Here is an 18,019-nt window from a genome sequence, read left to right on the forward strand (position 1 = left end):
ACTCTGGTTGACATGGGATGAGCCCGCGGGCTAGCATCCCCTTAGCCTCCGAGCCCGGATAGACCCCGTGGGCCTTCCGGGCCGGGCTTATAGCCCCGGGGTGGTGGGGGCAACCCCGCCGCCTGCCGCGGTTGCAAAGGAGGTAAAGATGAGCAAAAAGGTACTATTGCTGGCTGCGCTGGTTTTGGCCCCGGTTTGGGCGCAGAAAACGGTGCAGGTGGTGGCAGCCGCCGATCTGCAGTACGCCCTGAAGGAAGTGGCCCAAGCGTTTGAAGCCAAGAATCCCGGGATCCGGGTTTCGCTAAGCTTTGGTTCCTCGGGTAAGTTCTACACCCAGCTCACCCAGGGCCTCGAGGCGGATATCTACTTCTCGGCCGAAAAGATCTATCCTCAGCTCCTGGAAGCAAAGGGCATCGCCGAACCCAATACCCGGAGGCCCTACGCCATCGGGCGCATGGTGATCTGGTTGGACCGTAGGCTAGGCCTGCAACCTGACCCCAAGGCCCTCAAGGACCCCAGGATCACCCGGCTCGCCATCGCCAACCCCGTGCACGCCCCTTACGGCCGGGCTGCCGTCACCCTCCTGGAACATCTCGGCCTGCTTAAGCGCCGCCCCGACGCTTCCATCCCCGGTCTAAAGAAACCCTTTGCCAGCCTTTCCTGGGAAGAAATCCCTTGGGAGGAGCTTACCCGCGGGGTGGAGGCCTACTGGGACGCAAGCCCCTTAAGGCAGGGGAAGCCCAGCTTTGAGTTCGTGTACGGGGAAAACATCTCCCAAACAGCCCAGCTAGCCCTCACCGCCACCCAGGCCGGTATCCTGGCCCTGTCCCTGGCCATCAACGAGACCCTATCCCGCCCAGGGGTTTACTGGGTATCCCCCCTGGAAAACCACCTCACCCTGGAGCAGGACTACGTGATCCTGAAAGGGAGGATGCGGCCTGAGGTGGTGGCCTTTTACAACTTTGTAGGAAACCCTGAGGGCCGGGCCATCTTGAGGCGTTACGGGTTTTTGTTGCCGGGGGAAAAGCAGGAGTAATGGACCTGCTGTTTTGGACCGCCCTCCGCCTTTCCCTCGAGGTTGCCCTTTTGGCCTCCCTTATCCTTCTCCTTCTGGGCATCCCTCTGGCCTGGCTTATGGCCTTCCATCGTTTTCCAGGAAAGTACCTGCTGGAAGCCGTCTTCCTCCTTCCCCTGGTCCTGCCCCCCACGGTGCTGGGCTTTTATGTCCTGCTCTTTCTGGGCCCCGAGGGACCCTGGCTCCGAATCACAGGCCTCTCCTGGGCCTTCCGCTTTGAAGGCCTGGTCTTCGCCAGCGTTCTCTTCAGCCTTCCCTTCGCCCTCACCGCCTACCGGGAGGCCTTTTTGGCCCTGGACCGGAACCTCTTGGAGGTAGCCCGAACCCTAGGGGTCCCCCCCTGGAAGACCTGGGGACGGGTGGTGCTGCCTTTGGTCTGGCCTGGGTTGCTCTCAGGGACCCTTTTAGCCTTCGCCCACACCCTGGGGGAGTTCGGGGTGGTTCTCATGGTGGGTGGTTCCATCCCCGGGAAAACCCAGATGGTGAGCATCTATATCTACGACCTGGTGCAGGCCCTCCGCTTTGAGGAAGCCTCCAAGGCAGCCTCGGTACTCCTTTTCCTCAGCCTGGCCATCCTGGTGGCGGCAAGAACCCTGGAGGCCAAGGGGCGCGCATGGAAGTCCACTACCTGATAAGGAAGCCCATCCTCCTCGAGGCCCGCTTTCGCATCCGGGGCTTCACCGTCCTTTTGGGGGAAAGCGGGGTAGGCAAAACCACGCTGCTTAGGGCCTTGGCCGGCTTGGTAAAAGCCGAAGGTAAACCGTATGGCGGGCTTCCCCCGGAAAGACGGCCCGTGGGCTACCTGCCCCAGGACCTGGCCCTCTTCCCCCACATGACTGCCTGGGAAAACGTGGCCTTTCCCCTCAGGACCGGCCAGCGAAGGCAACAGGCCCTTGCCCTCCTGGAACGGGTGGGGCTTTTGGAGCACGCCCACAAGCGCCCGAACCAGCTTTCCGGCGGCCAGCGACAACGGGTGGCCCTAGCCCGGGCCCTGGCCAGAAATCCAGAACTGCTCCTTTTGGATGAGCCCACCAGCGCCTTGGACCCCCTCACCAAAGACCAGGTTCTGGGGGAGCTGGTGGACCTCATCCGCCGGGAAGGAATCCCTACCCTGGCGGTGAGCCACGACCCCATCCTGGCCCGCATGGCCGACTGGCTTGTGGTGATGGGGCCAGGAACCATCCTGCAAGAAGGCCCGCCCGAGGAGGTGTACTCCGCCCCAAGCCAGCTCCTGGTGGCCAGGCTGCTGGGCTACGAAAACCTGTTCCCGGCCCGCATAGAACCAGGGGGCGTGGAGGTCAACGGGATCCACCTCCGCCTTTCCCTCCCCCCTTGGGCCCGGCCCGGGGACACCGCCTGGGTGGGCATCCGGGCCGAGGAGGTCATCGTGGTGCGCCAGGACCGGCCCCCACCTGCGGAAAACGTCCTAGAGGGCGTGCTGGCAAACCTCCACCCGGAAGGCCTCGCCTACCGGGGTGTGTTCCAAGGAGCCATCCGCCTCCAGGTATTGCTCCCCAGGCACGTCCAGGCCCGGCTGAACCTGCGCCCCGAACAGAGGCTCCAAGTAGTCCTTAAAACCCATTACCTGCACCTGATGCCGGGCGAGGCGGACTAGGTCCTCCTCCCCCAGGCCGAACTTATTGACCACGCCCTTCAGAAAAAACCGGACCCGGTCCCGGGGAAGCCCGAGAGCCCGGGCCATGGGCCCTGCCTTCAGGGGAATCCCCCGACCCGCTGCCAGCAACACCGCCTGCTCCCCCGGGAGAAGCCTAAGGCCCACCTGCCCTTGGCTCAGAGAAAGGGCCCGCGCCTCGAGGCCCAGGGCCAGGGTCTTGGGATGATCCCGACGGGTGAGGAAGACCGCGCCCTTCGGGTCATAGGCCCTAAGCCCCCAGGAAGTGGTCCAGACCAGAACCTCCCCCCTCCCCAGCTGATCCAACCCTGCCAGGGCTAGACCCTGGCCCTCTTTCCAGTAAACCTTCCAACCCGCCCTACTCAACGCCCTATAAACCTGGGCGTAAATGTACAAGCTGTCCGTATGCACCACCGCTTCCAAGGCTTCCTCCTTTCGCCTAGAGACCTTTCGCCTTACTCAAGCGAAAACCCTCTGGGCAAAAGGAGGAGAGCGAGGGGAAAAAGCCCTTCCCTGGGGTTCCGGATAGCCGGGCACGGGGACAACCCTAGCCCGGAGCACCCGCACCAGCGCAGGGGGCGCCACCTCCCCTATGGGGGGCAGACCTGGAGAGACCTGCAGGCCGCAGAAGAGGGAGTGGTCCACCTCCCTCTCCTCCCCGGGAGCCTGGCAGAGATCCGTCCGGAGGCCGGGATTTTGCACCTGCATGAGGTACATCTGCAGGGCCACCCCGGTGGAGGCGGTGAGGGTGAGGAGGAGGTAGAGGAATACCAGAAACCCCCGTACGGAACCCCTAAAGGGCATGGCCAAAGTATAGCCCTCCCCCTCGGGTAAAGTGAAGGGGTATGGCCGTGCGCGGCACCAAGGATCTCTTCGGCAAGGAGCTAAGGCTCCACCAGCACATCGTGGCCACCGCCCGCCGGGTGCTGGAGGCGGCGGGGGCTTTGGAGCTCATCACCCCGGTGTTTGAGGAAACCCAGGTCTTCGAGAAGGGGGTGGGGATCGCCACCGACATCGTCCGAAAGGAGATGTTCACCTTCCAGGACCGGGGCGGGCGCTCCCTCGCCCTCCGCCCTGAGGGCACCGCCGCCATGGTGCGGGCCTATCTGGAACACGGGATGAAGGTCTGGCCCCAACCCGTGAGGCTCTGGATGGCCGGGCCCATGTTCCGGGCGGAGCGCCCCCAGAAAGGGCGCTACCGCCAGTTCCACCAGGTGAACTACGAGGCCCTGGGCTCGGAAAGCCCCATCCTGGATGCGGAAGCCGTGGTGCTCCTGTATGAAAGCCTTAAGGAGCTCGGCCTGAGGCGCCTCACCGTCAAGCTCTCCTCCGTGGGGGACCCGGAGGACCGGTCCCGGTACAACGCCTACCTTCGCGAGGTTCTCTCTCCTCACCGGGAGGCGCTCTCCCGGGATTCCCAGGAGCGCCTCGAGCTCAACCCCATGCGCATCCTGGACTCCAAAAGCGAGCAAGACCAAGCCCTCCTCAAGGAGCTCAGCATCCGGCCCATGCTGGACTTCCTGGGAGAGGAAGCGAAGGCCCATCTTAAGGCGGTGGAACGCCATCTGGAAAGGCTTTCCGTGCCCTACGAGCTGGACCCAACCCTGGTGCGGGGCCTGGACTACTACGTGCGTACCGCCTTTGAGGTGCACCATGCGGAGATCGGGGCGCAGAGCGCCCTGGGAGGCGGGGGAAGGTACGACGGGCTTTCCGAGCTCCTGGGGGGGCCACGGGTACCTGGGGTAGGTTTCGCCTTCGGGGTGGAGAGGGTGGCCCTGGCCCTCGAGGCGGAGGGATTCGGGCTTTCCGAGGAAAGAGGCCCGGACCTCTACCTCATCCCCCTCACGGAGGGTGCGGTGGCCGAGGCCTTTTACCTGGCGGAGAGGCTAAGGCCCCGCCTGCGGGTGGAATACGCCCTTACCCCCAAGAAGCCGGGCAAAGGCGTGGAGGAAGCCTTGAAACGAGGTGCCACCTTCGCCGGCTTCCTGGGAGAGGACGAGCTCAAAGCGGGGGAGATCACCCTGAAGTGGCTTTCCACGGGAGAGCAGGTTCGCTTACCCCAGACGGAAGCGCTGGGCTTCCTCCTTTCCGCCCTGGCGTGAGAATCCGTTAAGATTTGGGGGATTATGCGCCGTACCCACTTCGCCGGAAGCCTAAGGGAAGAACACCTGGGGGAGGAGGTGGTCCTCGAGGGGTGGATAAACCGCCGCCGGGACCTGGGGGGGCTCATCTTCCTGGACCTTCGGGACCGCGAGGGTTTGGTCCAGCTGGTGGCCCACCCGGAAAGCCCCGCCTACAAGGAAGCGGAACGCGTCCGCTCGGAGTGGGTGGTGCGGGCCAGGGGCACCGTGCGCCTGCGCCCGGAGCCCAACCCCCGCCTGCCCACCGGAGCGGTGGAGGTGGCCCTTACCTCCCTCGAGGTCCTTTCCGAGGCCAAAACACCCCCCTTCCCCGTGGACGCCGGCTGGCGGGGAGAGGAGGAAAAGGAGGTTTCCGAAGAGCTCAGGCTCAGGTATCGCTACCTTGACCTGCGCCGGAGGAGGATGCAGGAAAACCTGCGCCTACGCCACCGGGTCATCAAGGCCATCTGGGACTTCCTGGACCGGGAGGGCTTCATCCAGGTGGAAACCCCCTTCCTAACCAAAAGTACCCCGGAAGGGGCCCGGGATTTCCTGGTGCCCTACCGCCAGCAGCCCGGCCTTTTCTACGCCCTCCCCCAGTCGCCGCAGCTCTTCAAGCAGATGCTGATGGTGGCAGGCTTTGACCGCTACTTCCAGATCGCCCGCTGCTTCCGGGACGAGGACCTCCGGGCCGACCGCCAACCCGACTTCACCCAGATGGACCTGGAGATGAGTTTCGTGGAAGTGGAGGATATCCTAACGCTTAACGAAAGGCTTATGGCTCACGTGTTTCGGGAAGCCTTGGGCGTGGAACTTCCCCTCCCCTTCCCCCGCCTCACCTACCAGGAGGCCCTGGAGCGCTTCGGCTCGGACAGGCCCGACACCCGCTTTGGCCTGGAGCTCAAGGAAGTGGGGCACCTCTTCCGGGAAAGCGCCTTTCAGGTTTTCCGGGAAGCGGAAAGGGTAAAGGCTCTGGCGGTGCCCAAGGCCCTTTCCCGCAAGGAGATCGCCGACCTGGAGGAGGTGGCCAAACGCCACGGGGCCAAGGGCCTGGCCTTTGCCCGGGTGGAGGAGGAAGGATTCGCAGGCGGGGTCGCCAAATTCCTGGAGCCGGTGCGGCAAAGCCTCCTGGAGGCCACGAAAGCCGGCCCTGGAGAAACCCTCCTCTTCGTGGCAGGGCCCGCCAAGGTGGCGGCCACCGCCTTGGGGCAGGTGCGTCTTAAGCTGGCGGAGGTCTTAAACCTACCCAGGGAGGGCTTCCGGTTCCTATGGGTGGTGGACTTCCCCCTTCTGGAGTGGGACGAGGAAAGGGGCCAGTACACCTACATGCACCATCCCTTTACCAGCCCTCATCCCGAGGACCTACCCCTCTTGGACACCGATCCTGGGAAGGTGCGGGCCTTGGCCTATGACCTGGTGCTGAACGGCACCGAGGTGGGGGGTGGCTCCATCCGCATCCACGACCCCGCTCTTCAAGCCAGGATGTTCCAGGTGTTGGGCATCGGGGAGGAGGAGCAGCGGGAAAAGTTTGGCTTCTTCCTCGAGGCCCTCACCTACGGGGCCCCACCCCACGGGGGTATCGCCTGGGGGCTGGACCGCCTCCTGGCCCTCATGACGGGTAGCCCTTCCATCCGCGAGGTCATCGCCTTCCCCAAGAACAAGGAGGGCAAGGACCCCCTCACCGGGGCCCCAAGCCCGGTGTCCGAGGAGCAGCTTCGGGAACTGGGCCTCATGGTGATCGCCCATGGCTAGGATTCCCTACGTGATCGTGGACGCCTTTGCCTCCACCCCGGGGGCCGGGAACCGGGTGGCCATCGTGCTGGACGCCCGGGGCATGGACCTGGAGGAGATGCGAAGCCTAGCCCGGCGCCTTGGCGAACCGGAAACCGCCTTCGTAACGGAAAAGCAAGAGACCCTGTTCGCCGTGCGCTTCTTCACCCCTTCGGGAGAAGTGGAGTTCTCCGGCCACGTCGCCATAGCCCTGGGCCTTACCCTGGTGCGCCTGGGCCTGGCCCCCGAGGGCACCCAGCGGCTTTTCCTGCACACCCCCACGGGGGCCCTGCCGGTGGAGATCCTCTACGAGGCCGGTGAACCCAAGAAGGCCCTGGTGAGGGGCCCCGCCCCGAGGTTCCGGGACCTGCCCCCCTACCAGGTGCTCAAGGAGGTCCTCGAGGCCCTGGGGTCGGATGAGCGTTACCTGCACCGCGGCCTGCCTTACGGCATCGCCTACACCGGGCTTTGGAGCCTCTTCGTTCCCCTTATCGCCCCCGGGGTGGTGGATGCCCTGGAGCCAGAGATGAAGACCCTGGCCGAACTTTCCCACCAGCTGGAGGTGGTCACCGTCCATGCCTACGCCCCCATGGGCCCAAGGAGCTTCTACGCCCGGGACTTTGCCCCCATCTTGGGCATTCCCGAAGACCCGGTGACGGGCTCCGCCAACGCCGCCTTGGGCGCCCTCCTGGCCCGGGCAGGGGTGGTGCCGAGGCGGGAAGGCCGGGTAGCCCTCACCATCTACCAGGGCCACCGCCTGGGCAACCCGGGGGTGGTGGAGGTGGTGGTGGAGTACAGCCCCACGGGCCAGCCCTACGGGGTGCAGATCGGGGGGGAGGCGGTCCAGGTATCCGCTGGGGAAGTTTGATGGTGCGGCTGGTCTTCGTGGACGTGGACGGCACCCTGGTGGGCAAGGAGGGGGTGCCCGAATGTGTGTGGCCAGCGGTGGAGGCCTTGAGGGCCAAAGGCATCCGCCTAAGCCTCATCACCGGCCGGCCGGGCCGGGGACACGCCCTGGCCTACGCCCGCAGGCTCGCCCCTACGGGCCTCCACGTGTTCGAGTCGGGGGCGGTGGTCCTGGCGTTTTCCCGGGATCCCCACTCCCCTCCCGCTCACCCCCTCCTGGTGGAGGCCCTGCCCCAGGAGGCGGCCCGGGAAGCCATCCGCTTGGCCCGCAGGCTCGGGCTTCCCCTCGAGGGCTACACCGCCGAGGGCGGGTTCTACGTGGAGGGGGATAGCCCCCTGCTCCTGGCGCACCAGGAGCTTTTGGGCCTAAGGGCGGAAGGGGCCGACCTCCTCCGCCTCCAAAGCCCCCTGGTGCGCCTCCAGGTGCTGGCCGGCCTCGAGGCGCCCCTCGGCGCTCTCCTAGACCGCCTGCCCCCGGGGCTTTCCCCCCATGTGGCGGAAAGCCCGAAGATGCCTGGGGTGCGCTTCGTCTCCCTTACCAAGAGGGGGGTGAGCAAGCTCTCGGCCGCCCGCTTTGTGGCGGAAAGCTACGGCCTGACCCTGGCCCAATGCGCCATGGTGGGGGATGGGGAAAACGACCTGGAACTCCTCCGGGCAGTTGGGGTGGGAATCGCCATGGGAAACGCCCCCGAAAGCGTCCGGAGAGCAGCCCACCGGGTGGTGGCCCCGGTGGAGGCCTGTGGCCTCGCCGAGGCCCTCCTGGGCCTTCTGGGGTAGACTCCTTGAGGTATGCGGGTCTTTATTGATGAGATCGCCAAATACGAGGGCCAGGAGGTGGAGCTCAGGGGCTGGCTCTACCAAAGGCGCTCCAAGGGCAAGATCCACTTCCTCATCCTCCGGGACGGCACGGGGTTCCTTCAGGCCACCCTCTTCAAAGGGGAGGTACCGGAGGAGGTCTTTGAACGGGCGGATCACCTGCCCCAGGAAACCGCCCTGAAGGTCCATGGCCTGGTGCGGCAGGACGAGAGGGCCCCCGGGGGCTTTGAGCTTTCGGTGCGGGACCTGGAGGTGGTGAGCCTTCCCCAGGGGGAGTATCCCATCGGTCCTAAGGAGCACGGCATCGACTTCCTCATGGACCACCGCCACCTGTGGCTCCGCCACCGCCGCCCCTTCGCGGTGATGCGCATCCGGGACGAGCTGGAAAGGGCCATCCACGATTTCTTCGCCGAGCGGGGCTTCCTGCGTTTTGACGCCCCCATCCTCACCCCCAGCGCCGTGGAGGGCACCACGGATCTCTTTGAGGTGGACCTCTTTGACGGGGAAAAGGCCTACCTCTCCCAGTCGGGCCAGCTTTATGCCGAAGCCGGGGCCTTGGCCTTCGGCAAGGTCTACACCTTCGGCCCCACCTTTCGGGCGGAAAGGAGCAAAACCCGCCGCCACCTCATGGAGTTCTGGATGATCGAGCCCGAGGTGGCCTTCATGACCCACGAGGAGAACATGGCCCTGCAGGAGGAGTTGGTGAGCTACCTGGTGGGTCGGGTTCTCACGCGAAGGGCCAAGGAGCTGGAGATGCTGGAGCGGGATCCCAAAGCCCTCGAGCCCGCCGCGGAAGGCGACTACCCCCGCCTCACCTACAAGGAGGCCGTGGCCCTGGTAAACCGGCTGGCAGAGAAGGACCCCGATCTATCCCCTCTTCCCTACGGGGAGGACTTCGGCGCCCCCCACGAGGCCGCCCTCAGCCGCCAGTTTGACCGCCCCGTCTTCATCGAGCGCTACCCCGCCCGGATCAAGGCCTTCTACATGGAACCGGACCCAGAGGACCCGGAACTGGTCTTGAACGATGACCTCCTGGCTCCCGAAGGGTACGGGGAGATCATCGGGGGAAGCCAAAGGATCCACAACCTGGAGCTCCTACGCAGGAAAATCCGGGAGTTCGGCCTCCCGGAGGAGGTCTACGACTGGTACCTGGACTTAAGGCGCTTTGGCAGCGTGCCCCACTCGGGTTTCGGATTGGGCCTGGAGCGCACCGTGGCCTGGATCTGTGGCCTTCCCCATGTCCGCGAGGCCATCCCTTTCCCTAGGATGTACACCCGGATGCGGCCCTGAGAACCAGCGTCGGTTTGTCCGAATCCAGATGTCCTACCACAAGCTCACAAGCGCAGGCGTTGCCTTGTGGAGGATCACACTAGTGTGATCCCTTTTATTTCATCTTTTAAATAACCTTGTCACAGCTTGACAAATAAGGTTGCCCATGTTTTTATGGATCCGTCAGCAAACCTCTTCTCTGCCTCTAGGGTTGTCCCCGCCTCTCTAAGCTTATATCGGAGGAAACCATGAAGGAGAACCGGAGGAGCTTTATTCGTAAGTTGGCCACCGGCGCAGCAGCAAGTGCAGCGTTCAGCCCTCTGGCCATCGCCCAGGCCCCCAGGTTCCGTTGGCGCATCCAGTCGGCCTGGGACGCGGGAACCGTGGGCTATACCCTGTTCCAAAAGTTCGCCCAACGGGTCAAAGAACTCACTGACGGGCAAATAGAAATCCAAACCTTCCCTGCCGGGGCGGTGGTGGGCACCTTTGACATGTTCGATGCGGTCAAGACCGGGGTCTTGGATGGCATGCATCCTTTTACCCTTTACTGGGCTGGCAGGATGCCTGTAACTGCCTTCCTCTCCTCTTACCCCCTGGGCTTAGACCGGCCAGATCAGTGGGAAACCTGGTACTACGGCCTAGGTGGCCTAGAGTTGGCCCGGAAAGCCTACGAGGAACAGGGGCTCTTCTTTGTAGGCCCAGTCCAGCATGACTATAACCTCATCCATTCCAAGAAGCCCATCAAGAGCTTCGAGGACTTCAAGGGAGTGAAGCTGAGGGTGCCTGGGGGCATGATCGCCGAGATCTTCGCCGCTGCTGGTGCCGCCACAGTGCTCTTGCCAGGTGGCGAGGTGTATCCCGCTTTGGAGCGCGGGGTCATCGATGCGGCCGACTTTGTGGGCCCGGCGGTGAACTACAACCTGGGTTTCCACCAAGTCACCAAGTACATTATCATGGGCCCCCCCGAAACATCTTGCATCCACCAGCCCGTGGACCTGGCGGATATCACCCTGAACATCAACCGCTGGCGCGCCCTGCCCACGAATCTTCAGGAGCGCTTTGAGGCAGCGGTTCACGAGTGGAGCTGGGTCCACTATGCCGGTATCCAGAAGGCAAACCTGGAAACCTGGCCCAAGTACAAAGCGGCGGGCGTGCAGATCATTCGCCTGTCTACGGTGGATGTGCGCAAGTTCCGCCGCGTGGCCATCCCCATCTGGTTCAAGTGGGCCAAACAGGACAAGTACGCTCGGGAAGCCTTTGCTAGCCAGCTGGAGTACATGAAGGCCTTAGGGTACGTCACCGATGCGGATATCCGCGGCTTGAGCCTCTAGCCTCGAGGACTGTACCGTGATCCAAACCCTGCTGCGCCTCCTCAACCTCATTGACGCCGTAAGCCTGTGGTCAGGGCGGTTGGTCGCCTGGCTTACCTTGCTGGCGGTTCTCATCCTTACCGCCGAAGTGGTGCGGCGATACTTCTTCAACGCCCCCACCCAGTGGGCCCACGAGGTGTCCACGCTCCTCTTTGGCCTCCTGTATGTGCTGGCCGGGGCTTATGCCCTGAAGGAAAAAGCCCACGTGGGTGTGGATGTTTTCTACAGCCGTCTCCCTCGCAAGGGACAAGCCTGGTTCAACCTCCTGGGCTTCGTCTTTTTGACGCTATTTGCCGGCACCTTGGTGGTGTATGGCTGGAAGTTCTTCCTAGCTTCCTGGCAGAACCGGGAGTTTTCCCTGGCCAACCAGGCCATCCCCATATTTCCCTTTAAGTTGGCTATCTCCCTGGGTGCCGCCCTGCTGCTTCTACAAGGTCTAGCTAACGCAATCCGGGACCTTCTGGTGCTTCTAGGAAAGGAGGAAGATCGTGCCCATTGAAACGCTCACTTGGTTGATGTTCGGAAGTCTCTTCCTCCTCCTCTTCACGGGTTATCCCCTGGCCTTTCTGATAGGGGGCATTGCTGTAACCTTCATCGCCTGGTTGTGGAGCCCAGACGCCTTGGCCCTGGTACCCCAGCGCATGTGGAACAACATGACCCAGTACCTTCTAGCGGCCATTCCCCTCTTTATTTTCATGGCCTCTATGCTAGAAAAGTCTGGGCTTATTGAAGAAATCTTTGACGTCGCCTACAAGTGGCTGGGGCGGGTCCCGGGCGGTTTAGCGGTCGCTACCGTTGCTGCTTCCACCGTTCTCGCTGCCATGGTGGGGGTAATCGGCGCAGCAGTGGTAACCATGGCCCTCGTAGCCCTACCTGCAATGCTACGCAGGGGGTATAGCCCTGTGCTGGCCGCAGGTACCGTGATGGCAGGGGGCACCCTCGGCATCCTCATCCCTCCCAGTGTTCTCGCCATCATCTACGGCTTGGTGGCCAACCAGTCCGTGGGAGAGCTTTATCTGGGCTCCGTGCTCCCCGGGTTGGTCCTTTCGGGTCTATACATGCTCTTCTCCGTCGTGTATGCGCTCCTCTATCCCCAGGCTGCCCCCAGGATCCCCAAGGAGGAAATGCCTACCTGGGCGGAGCGCTGGCGAGCCCTAAGGACCATCTGGGCTCCCCTCCTTCTCATCTTCCTGGTGCTCGGGACCATTTTCCTGGGCCTGGCCGCCCCCACGGAGGCGGCAGCGGTGGGCGCCTTCGGGTCCATGCTGGTGGCCGCCCTACACCGCAAGCTTACCTGGCAAAACCTGCGGCTGGCCTTAGAGCAGACCGCCAAGGCCACTGCCATGGTGCTTTGGATCATCTTCGGGGCTAACGCCTTCGTGGCCTTCTACGTGGCCCAGGGAGGGGACCGCTTCGTCAGCGAGCTCCTTTTGGGAACCGGGCTCTCCCCTTGGGGAATCCTGATCGTGATGCAGATCATCCTCATCGTTTTGGGGATGTTTCTGGATTGGGTGGGGATACTCCTTCTGGCTGTCCCTGTCTTCGTACCTATTATCCGGAGTCTGGGGTTTGATCCCTTGTGGTTCGGGGTCCTCTATTTGGTGAACATGCAGATGTCCTTCCTCTCACCCCCCTTTGGGTATGCCCTCTTCTACGTAAGAGGAGTGGCACCCCAGATTTCCATGGGCACCATTTACCGGGCAGCCATCCCCTTTCTCCTCCTCCAGCTCACGGGCCTTATTCTGGTTATGCTCTTCCCAGAGCTCACCACCTGGTTGCCCAGTCTGGTCTACGGGAAGTAGGCTCTAGGTATTTCCTGGAGCCTACTCTTTACACCCCCGCCAGCTCCAGGAAATACTGGTGCAGCCTAGGGTCTTGGGTGAGCTCGGGGTGGAAGGCGCTGGCCAGGATCTTGCCCTGGCGCACCAACACGGGAAGGCCCTTCAGCTCCGCCAGCACCTCCACCCCTTCCCCCAGATGGCGGAAGGCAGGTGCCCGGATAAAGACCCCGTGAAACGGCCCCATGCCCCGGACCTCGAGGTTCTCCTCAAAGCTCTCCACCTGCCGGCCAAAGGCGTTCCGCTCCACCACCACGTCCAGCACCCCTAGCCGGGGTTGCTCCGGATAACCCAAAATCTCCCGGGAAAGCCATATGGCCCCTGCGCAGGTGCCAAAGAGGGCTAAGGAGCCTTCCTCCACCCGCCTTCGCACCTCCTCCTCCAGGCCGTACTCCCGGGCCAGCTTGCCAATGGTGGTGGATTCACCACCCGGCACAATAAGGGCCTTAACCCCCTCCAGGTGCTCCTTCTTGCGCACCTCCCTGGCCTCGATCCCAAGCCGCCTTAATGCCTCCTTGTGCTCGCGGAAATCCCCCTGTAGGGCCAAAACGCCAACCACGCCCCTCATCCTGGACCTAGGCCCGGCCCCTGTCAAGGGAAGCCCGCACCGCCAGGAAGCCCAGGACCCCAGCCATCAAGGAGGCGCCCAACACCCCTACCTTGGCCTGGTCCAGCGTCTCCCCCGAGAAGGCTAGCCCAGCGATGAAGAGGGCCATGGTGAAGCCAATGCCCGCCAAGAAGCCCACACCCAAGACGGACTTGAGGTTCGTTCCCTCCGGCAAGGCGCCGAGGCCCAGGCGCAGGGCCAACCAGGAGAACGCGAGGATGCCCAGGGGCTTACCCAGGAGGAGGCCGAGCGCAACCCCCAGGGCCACCGAACCCACCTGCAGGCCACCTAGGTCTACCCCCGCGTTGAAGAAGGCGAAGACCGGCAGAACCCCGTAAGCCACCCAGGGATGAAGGGCATGCTCCAGGCGGTGCAGGGGGCTTTGGACCTCGCCCACCTCCTCTTCCAAGGCCTCCAGTTCCCCTTCCCGCTCCTCAGGGTCTTCTGCCCGGGTAGCCCCCGCAAAGCGGCCGGCCCGGCGCAAGGGTACGGCCAGGGCTAAGAGCACCCCAGCCAAGGTAGCGTGCAGGCCGGACTTGAGCACGAAGTACCAAAGGGGGAGGCCCAGGAGCAGGAAGGGCCAAAGGTACCACACCCCCAGCCGGTTGAGAAGGAGCGCCAGCGCCAGGGTGAAGCCAGCCAAGAGGAGGTAGGGCTCCTCGAGGCCCCCGGTATAAAAGAGGGCGATGACCAAGACCGCCCCCAGGTCGTCCACGATGGCCAAGGCGGTGAGGAAGAGTTTGAGGCCAAGAGGGGCCCTGGGCACCAGGGCCAAAACCCCCAGGGCGAAGGCGATATCCGTGGCCATGGGGATCCCCCAACCCCGGGCCTCAGGCAGGGAGGGGTTTAGCAGGAGGTAGAGCAGGGCGGGAACCAGCATACCCCCCAAGGCCGCCGCCACCGCTAGCCCCGCCCGCCGGGGTTCCCCAAGCTCCCCCGCCAACAGTTCTCGCTTGAGCTCCAGGCCCACCAACAGGAAGAAGAAGGCCATGAGGAGGTCGTTCACCCAAAGGAGCAGGGGCTTCTCCAAGGCAAAGCTTCCCGCCCTAAGACCCACGGGCACCTCCCGCAGGCCAAAGTAGCTGGCTGCCCAAGGAGAGTTGGCGAGGAGAAAGGCCAGGATCGCGGCCCCGAAGAGAAGGATACCCCCCTTGGCCTCGCTCTGGAGGAACTGCTCCAGCAACCGCGGATAGACCCTTGGCATGGAGGCATTATAACCTACAAGCGGGTCCAGAGAAGGCGCAGGCTGTTCAGGGTCACCAAGATCAAGGCCCCGTTGTCTGCCAAGACCGCCGGCCAAAGCCCGGTCAAGCCCACCAAGGTGGTGAGGAGGAAAAGCCCCTTGAGCCCCACCGCCAGGGCCACGTTCTGGCGGACCACGCCAAGGGTCAGGCGGCTTAGCCGGAAGGCCCGGGGCAAGGCAGCAAGGCTTAGAAGTCCCACGTCCGCGCTCTGCAGGGCAGCCTCCGTGCCCTCGGCCACGGCAAGCCCCACCGTGGCCCTGGCCAGGGCTGGGGCGTCGTTCACCCCATCCCCCACCATGGCCACGCCACCCCTACCTTCCATCTCCTCCACCAGGCGGAGCTTGTCCACGGGAGAAAGGCCAGCCCGGATTTCCTCAGGAAAAAGCCCTATGGCCGTGCCCAAAGCCAAAGCAGAGGTCTCCCGGTCGCCGGTGAGCAAGAGGGGCTTAAGGCCCAGTTGGCGCAGTCCGGCCAAGGCTTCCCGGGCCTCGAGGCGGGGGGTATCCTGAAAGGCCAAGAGGGCCAGGGGAGCCCCCTCCTTGACCAGGAGGGAAAGGCTCAAGCCTTCCTCCGCCAGGGCCTTCACCTGGGCCTCTACCGCTGAGGGCAGGTCCCAGGCCTCAGGCCGCACCAAACCCACCTCCCTCTCCTCCACCCGGGCGAAGGCCCCGAGGCCCGGCACCGCCCGATGCTCCTCCGAGGGCAAGGCCTTGGGGCCCGAAGCCTCCCGCACCGCCCGGGCTAAGGGGTGGGAGGAACCCTCCGCCACCCCCTTCGCCAGGGCCAAGGCCTCCTCCGCCGATACCCCAAAGGTGACCATCCGCACCAACATAGGCTTTCCCAGGGTCAGGGTTCCCGTCTTGTCCAAAGCCACGTGGCGAACCCCAGCCAAGCGCTCCAGGGCCGCCCCGCTTTTAAAGAGCACCCCCATCCTGGCTCCCCGGGCCACCCCTGCGGCGATGGCCGCCGGCACCGAGACCACCAGGGCGCAGGGACAGGCGATGAGGAGAAGGGCCAAGGCCTTGTACACATGCCCCAGGAAATCCCCCTGGAAAAGGGGGAGGACCAGGGCCACAAAACCAGCCAGGGCCAGGACCGCCGGGGTGTAGCGCCGGCTAAAGGCATCCACCACCCGCTCCGCCTGGCTCTTCTTAAGCAACGCCTCCTCCGCCAGGCGCTCCATCTCCGCCAGGAAGCCCTCCTCGGGAAGGCGCTCCACCTTTACCACCAGGCTTCCCTCCACCACCAGGCTGCCCCCGTAAACAGGGTCCCCTGTCCCTGTGGGCCTGGGCAAGGGCTCCCCGGTGAAGGCAGCCTCTTCCACGGAGGCCTCCCCGGAAATCACCACCCCATCGGCGGGCACCCGCTCCCCCGGGGGCACGCGCACCCAGTCCCCCACCCCCAAGGCCTTAAGGGGCACCTCCTCCAACCCTCCTTCCCTTAGGCGGTAGGCCCGCCTGGGAAGAAGCTCAGAAAGGGCGTAAAGGGACCTGCGGGCCTGGGCCACGCTATAAGCCTCCAGCACCTCCCCCACGAGGAAGAGAAAGACCACCACGGCTGCCTCGGCCTCCGCCCCAATGAGAAGGGCTCCCAAGGTGGCCACCGTGACCAGGGCCTGCATGCTAAAGGGGTTTTTCCGGAAAAGGGCCACCGCCCGCCAGGCCAAGGGGAAAACCCCCACCAAGGCCGCCAGAGCGTAGCCCCAGCTGGCCCATACAGGTAAGAAATGGGAGGTCAAAAAGGCCAACAGGAGAAGCCCGCCAGCAACCAAGGCCCACCCCCAAGGTCCAGGAAGCCGGGAAACCCAAGCCCCTCCCCTATCCTGGCCTGCCTTCTCCGGCGGTTGGGAATGGGTGGGCACCAACCGGTACCCCAGGGCGGCCACCGCCATCGCGGCATCCTTTTCCGCTTGGGGAACCTCGAGGTGCAGATACGCCTTACCGCTGGCAAAGCTGACCTGGGCCTGCACCACCCCAGGTACCCCGGAAAGGGCTTTCTCCACCTTTAAGGCGCAGTCGGCGCAGTCCAGACCCTCCACCCGGAACACGCGAACCCTGGAAGCCTCCATGCCCCCAGGGTAGCATCACTTGAGCAGTTGTTCAAGTGTTCTCCAACGCGTGCTCCAGGGCTCCTTCCAGCAGCCTCTCCACGTGGTGGTCCGCCAGGCGGTAGTAGACCTGCTTCCCTTCCCGGCGAAAGGCCACCAGCCGGGCCTGACGCAGAAGCCTGAGCTGGTGGCTCACCGCGGAAACCGAAACCCCAGCGAGGAGGGCTAGATCGCACACGCAAAGCTCCCCCGCCGCCTTCAAAGCCAGAAGGAGGCGCATCCGGGTGGGGTCGGCCAAGGCCTTAAGGAGGAGGGCAGCTTCCCCCAGCACCGCCTCCTCGGGCAAGGCTGCGCGGGCTTTCTCCACCCGCTCGGGGTGGATCTCGTAGACCCTGCAGACCGCCTTGGCCATGCCCTTACCAGCCCCGCTTGGCCAGGCGCTCCTCTTCCCTCAGCTGGTCCAGGTTGATGCCCACCATGGGCTCACCCAGATCCTCGGAAACCTCGGCCAGCACCTCGGGGTCGTTGTAATGGGTCACCGCCCGCACGATGGCCCTGGCCCGCTTCCTGGGGTCCCCGGACTTGAAGATGCCGCTTCCCACGAAGACCCCATCCATCCCCAGGTGCATCATCAAGGCGGCATCGGCCGGGGTGGCAATGCCCCCGGCGGCGAAGTTCACCACGGGAAGGCGGCCGTGGTTGTGGACCCACCTCACCAGCTCCAAGGGAGCCCCGATCTCCTTGGCGTAGGCCACGAGTTCGTCCTCCCGGAGGGACTGGACGTAGCGGATCTGCTTCCACATGGTGCGGGCATGGCGCACCGCCTCCACCACGTTGCCCGTGCCCGCTTCCCCTTTGGTGCGGATCATGGCCGCCCCCTCGGCAATCCGCCTCAGGGCCTCCCCCAGGTCCCGGGCCCCATTCACAAAGGGCACCTTGAACTTCCATTTGTCGATGTGGTGCTCCTCGTCGGCAGGGGTGAGGACCTCGGACTCGTCGATGAAGTCCACCCCGATGGCCTCGAGGATCATGGCCTCCACAAAGTGGCCGATGCGCACCTTGGCCATCACGGGAATCGATACCGCGGCCATGATCTCCTTGATGATCTTGGGGTCGGACATGCGGGCCACACCCCCCTGGGCCCGGATGTCCGCGGGCACCCTCTCCAGGGCCATCACCGCCACCGCCCCCGCCTCTTCGGCGATCACCGCCTGCTCGGGGGTGGTCACGTCCATGATCACCCCGCCCTTGAACATCTCGGCAAAGCCGGTCTTGATCTGGAACGTACCCTTCTCCATCCTGTCCTCCATCCTCCAGCTTACCG

Annotated in this window: 17 protein-coding genes and 1 riboswitch; of the genes, 11 read left to right on the top strand and 6 right to left on the bottom strand. The window is 64.3% G+C overall.

Annotated elements, in window-relative coordinates; translation table 11 throughout:
• The first annotated feature begins 34 nt into the window (after window positions 1–34).
• Window positions 35–158, top strand: a riboswitch (molybdenum cofactor riboswitch).
• From modA to C2847_RS06370, 3 genes are all read left to right on the top strand, one after another.
• The gene (modA, locus tag C2847_RS06360) at window positions 149–1,036 is read left to right on the top strand and encodes a molybdate ABC transporter substrate-binding protein (RefSeq protein ID WP_105317603.1); all 888 of its coding nucleotides are present in this window, start codon (window positions 149–151) and stop codon (window positions 1,034–1,036) included. Its footprint overlaps the riboswitch before it by 10 nt.
• Window positions 1,036–1,707: a molybdate ABC transporter permease subunit gene (modB, locus tag C2847_RS06365; protein ID WP_105317604.1), complete on the top strand. Its 672-nt coding sequence runs from the start codon at window positions 1,036–1,038 to the stop codon at window positions 1,705–1,707. The genes modA and modB overlap by 1 nt, the downstream gene beginning before the upstream one ends.
• The gene (locus C2847_RS06370; RefSeq protein WP_105317605.1) at window positions 1,689–2,690 is read left to right on the top strand and encodes an ABC transporter ATP-binding protein; all 1,002 of its coding nucleotides are present in this window, start codon (window positions 1,689–1,691) and stop codon (window positions 2,688–2,690) included. Before modB ends, C2847_RS06370 begins: the two co-directional genes overlap by 19 nt.
• Before the next feature lie 477 nt (window positions 2,691–3,167).
• Here C2847_RS06370 and C2847_RS06375 read toward each other — a convergent pair whose 3' ends face one another.
• Window positions 3,168–3,512, bottom strand: coding sequence for a hypothetical protein (locus C2847_RS06375; protein ID WP_105317606.1), 345 nt, complete (start codon window positions 3,510–3,512; stop codon window positions 3,168–3,170).
• Between the two features lie 41 nt (window positions 3,513–3,553).
• Here C2847_RS06375 and hisS point away from each other — a divergent pair, with 41 nt between their 5' ends.
• The 8 genes from hisS to C2847_RS06415 all read left to right on the top strand — a co-directional run bounded on the left by hisS (window position 3,554) and on the right by C2847_RS06415 (window position 12,761).
• Window positions 3,554–4,810 carry a histidine--tRNA ligase gene (gene hisS, locus C2847_RS06380; RefSeq protein WP_105317607.1) on the top strand — a complete coding sequence of 419 codons (1,257 nt, stop codon included), beginning with the start codon at window positions 3,554–3,556 and terminating at the stop codon, window positions 4,808–4,810.
• Between the two features lie 24 nt (window positions 4,811–4,834).
• On the top strand, window positions 4,835–6,580 hold the full coding sequence (gene aspS, locus C2847_RS06385; protein ID WP_105317608.1) for an aspartate--tRNA ligase: 1,746 nt from the start codon (window positions 4,835–4,837) through the stop codon (window positions 6,578–6,580).
• Window positions 6,573–7,466 carry a PhzF family phenazine biosynthesis protein gene (locus tag C2847_RS06390; RefSeq protein ID WP_105317609.1) on the top strand — a complete coding sequence of 298 codons (894 nt, stop codon included), beginning with the start codon at window positions 6,573–6,575 and terminating at the stop codon, window positions 7,464–7,466. Before aspS ends, C2847_RS06390 begins: the two co-directional genes overlap by 8 nt.
• A complete protein-coding gene (locus C2847_RS06395) occupies window positions 7,466–8,281 on the top strand; it encodes an HAD family hydrolase (protein WP_105317610.1) in 816 nt (271 codons plus the stop codon). The genes C2847_RS06390 and C2847_RS06395 overlap by 1 nt, the downstream gene beginning before the upstream one ends.
• 12 nt (window positions 8,282–8,293) lie before the next feature.
• Window positions 8,294–9,610, top strand: coding sequence for an asparagine--tRNA ligase (gene asnS / locus C2847_RS06400; protein WP_105317611.1), 1,317 nt, complete (start codon window positions 8,294–8,296; stop codon window positions 9,608–9,610).
• A gap of 227 nt (window positions 9,611–9,837) precedes the next feature.
• Window positions 9,838–10,920 carry a TRAP transporter substrate-binding protein DctP gene (dctP, locus tag C2847_RS06405; RefSeq protein WP_105317612.1) on the top strand — a complete coding sequence of 361 codons (1,083 nt, stop codon included), beginning with the start codon at window positions 9,838–9,840 and terminating at the stop codon, window positions 10,918–10,920.
• Window positions 10,921–10,939: 19 nt separating this feature from the next.
• The gene (locus C2847_RS06410; protein WP_164835663.1) at window positions 10,940–11,458 is read left to right on the top strand and encodes a TRAP transporter small permease subunit; all 519 of its coding nucleotides are present in this window, start codon (window positions 10,940–10,942) and stop codon (window positions 11,456–11,458) included.
• A complete protein-coding gene (locus C2847_RS06415) occupies window positions 11,448–12,761 on the top strand; it encodes a TRAP transporter large permease (protein WP_105317614.1) in 1,314 nt (437 codons plus the stop codon). The genes C2847_RS06410 and C2847_RS06415 overlap by 11 nt, the downstream gene beginning before the upstream one ends.
• A gap of 28 nt (window positions 12,762–12,789) precedes the next feature.
• On the opposite strand, the gene pdxT is transcribed toward C2847_RS06415, so the two are convergent.
• From pdxT to pdxS, 5 genes are read right to left on the bottom strand one after another with little or no spacing between them, the layout of a single operon-like run.
• Entirely contained in the window at window positions 12,790–13,365 is a 576-nt protein-coding gene (pdxT, locus tag C2847_RS06420; RefSeq protein WP_105317615.1) for a pyridoxal 5'-phosphate synthase glutaminase subunit PdxT, read from the bottom strand.
• Window positions 13,366–13,372: 7 nt separating this feature from the next.
• Window positions 13,373–14,608 carry a Na+/H+ antiporter NhaA gene (gene nhaA, locus C2847_RS06425; RefSeq protein WP_105317616.1) on the bottom strand — a complete coding sequence of 412 codons (1,236 nt, stop codon included), beginning with the start codon at window positions 14,606–14,608 and terminating at the stop codon, window positions 13,373–13,375.
• A gap of 14 nt (window positions 14,609–14,622) precedes the next feature.
• Window positions 14,623–16,716, bottom strand: coding sequence for a heavy metal translocating P-type ATPase (locus tag C2847_RS06430; RefSeq protein ID WP_105317617.1), 2,094 nt, complete (start codon window positions 16,714–16,716; stop codon window positions 14,623–14,625).
• Between the two features lie 31 nt (window positions 16,717–16,747).
• A complete protein-coding gene (locus C2847_RS06435) occupies window positions 16,748–17,107 on the bottom strand; it encodes an ArsR/SmtB family transcription factor (protein WP_105317618.1) in 360 nt (119 codons plus the stop codon).
• Between the two features lie 4 nt (window positions 17,108–17,111).
• Window positions 17,112–17,993 carry a pyridoxal 5'-phosphate synthase lyase subunit PdxS gene (pdxS, locus tag C2847_RS06440; RefSeq protein WP_164835656.1) on the bottom strand — a complete coding sequence of 294 codons (882 nt, stop codon included), beginning with the start codon at window positions 17,991–17,993 and terminating at the stop codon, window positions 17,112–17,114.
• Window positions 17,994–18,019: the final 26 nt, after the last annotated feature.

Origin of the sequence: Thermus tenuipuniceus, assembly GCF_002964845.1 — a bacterium.
Classification (GTDB): Bacteria; Deinococcota; Deinococci; order Deinococcales; family Thermaceae; genus Thermus; species Thermus tenuipuniceus.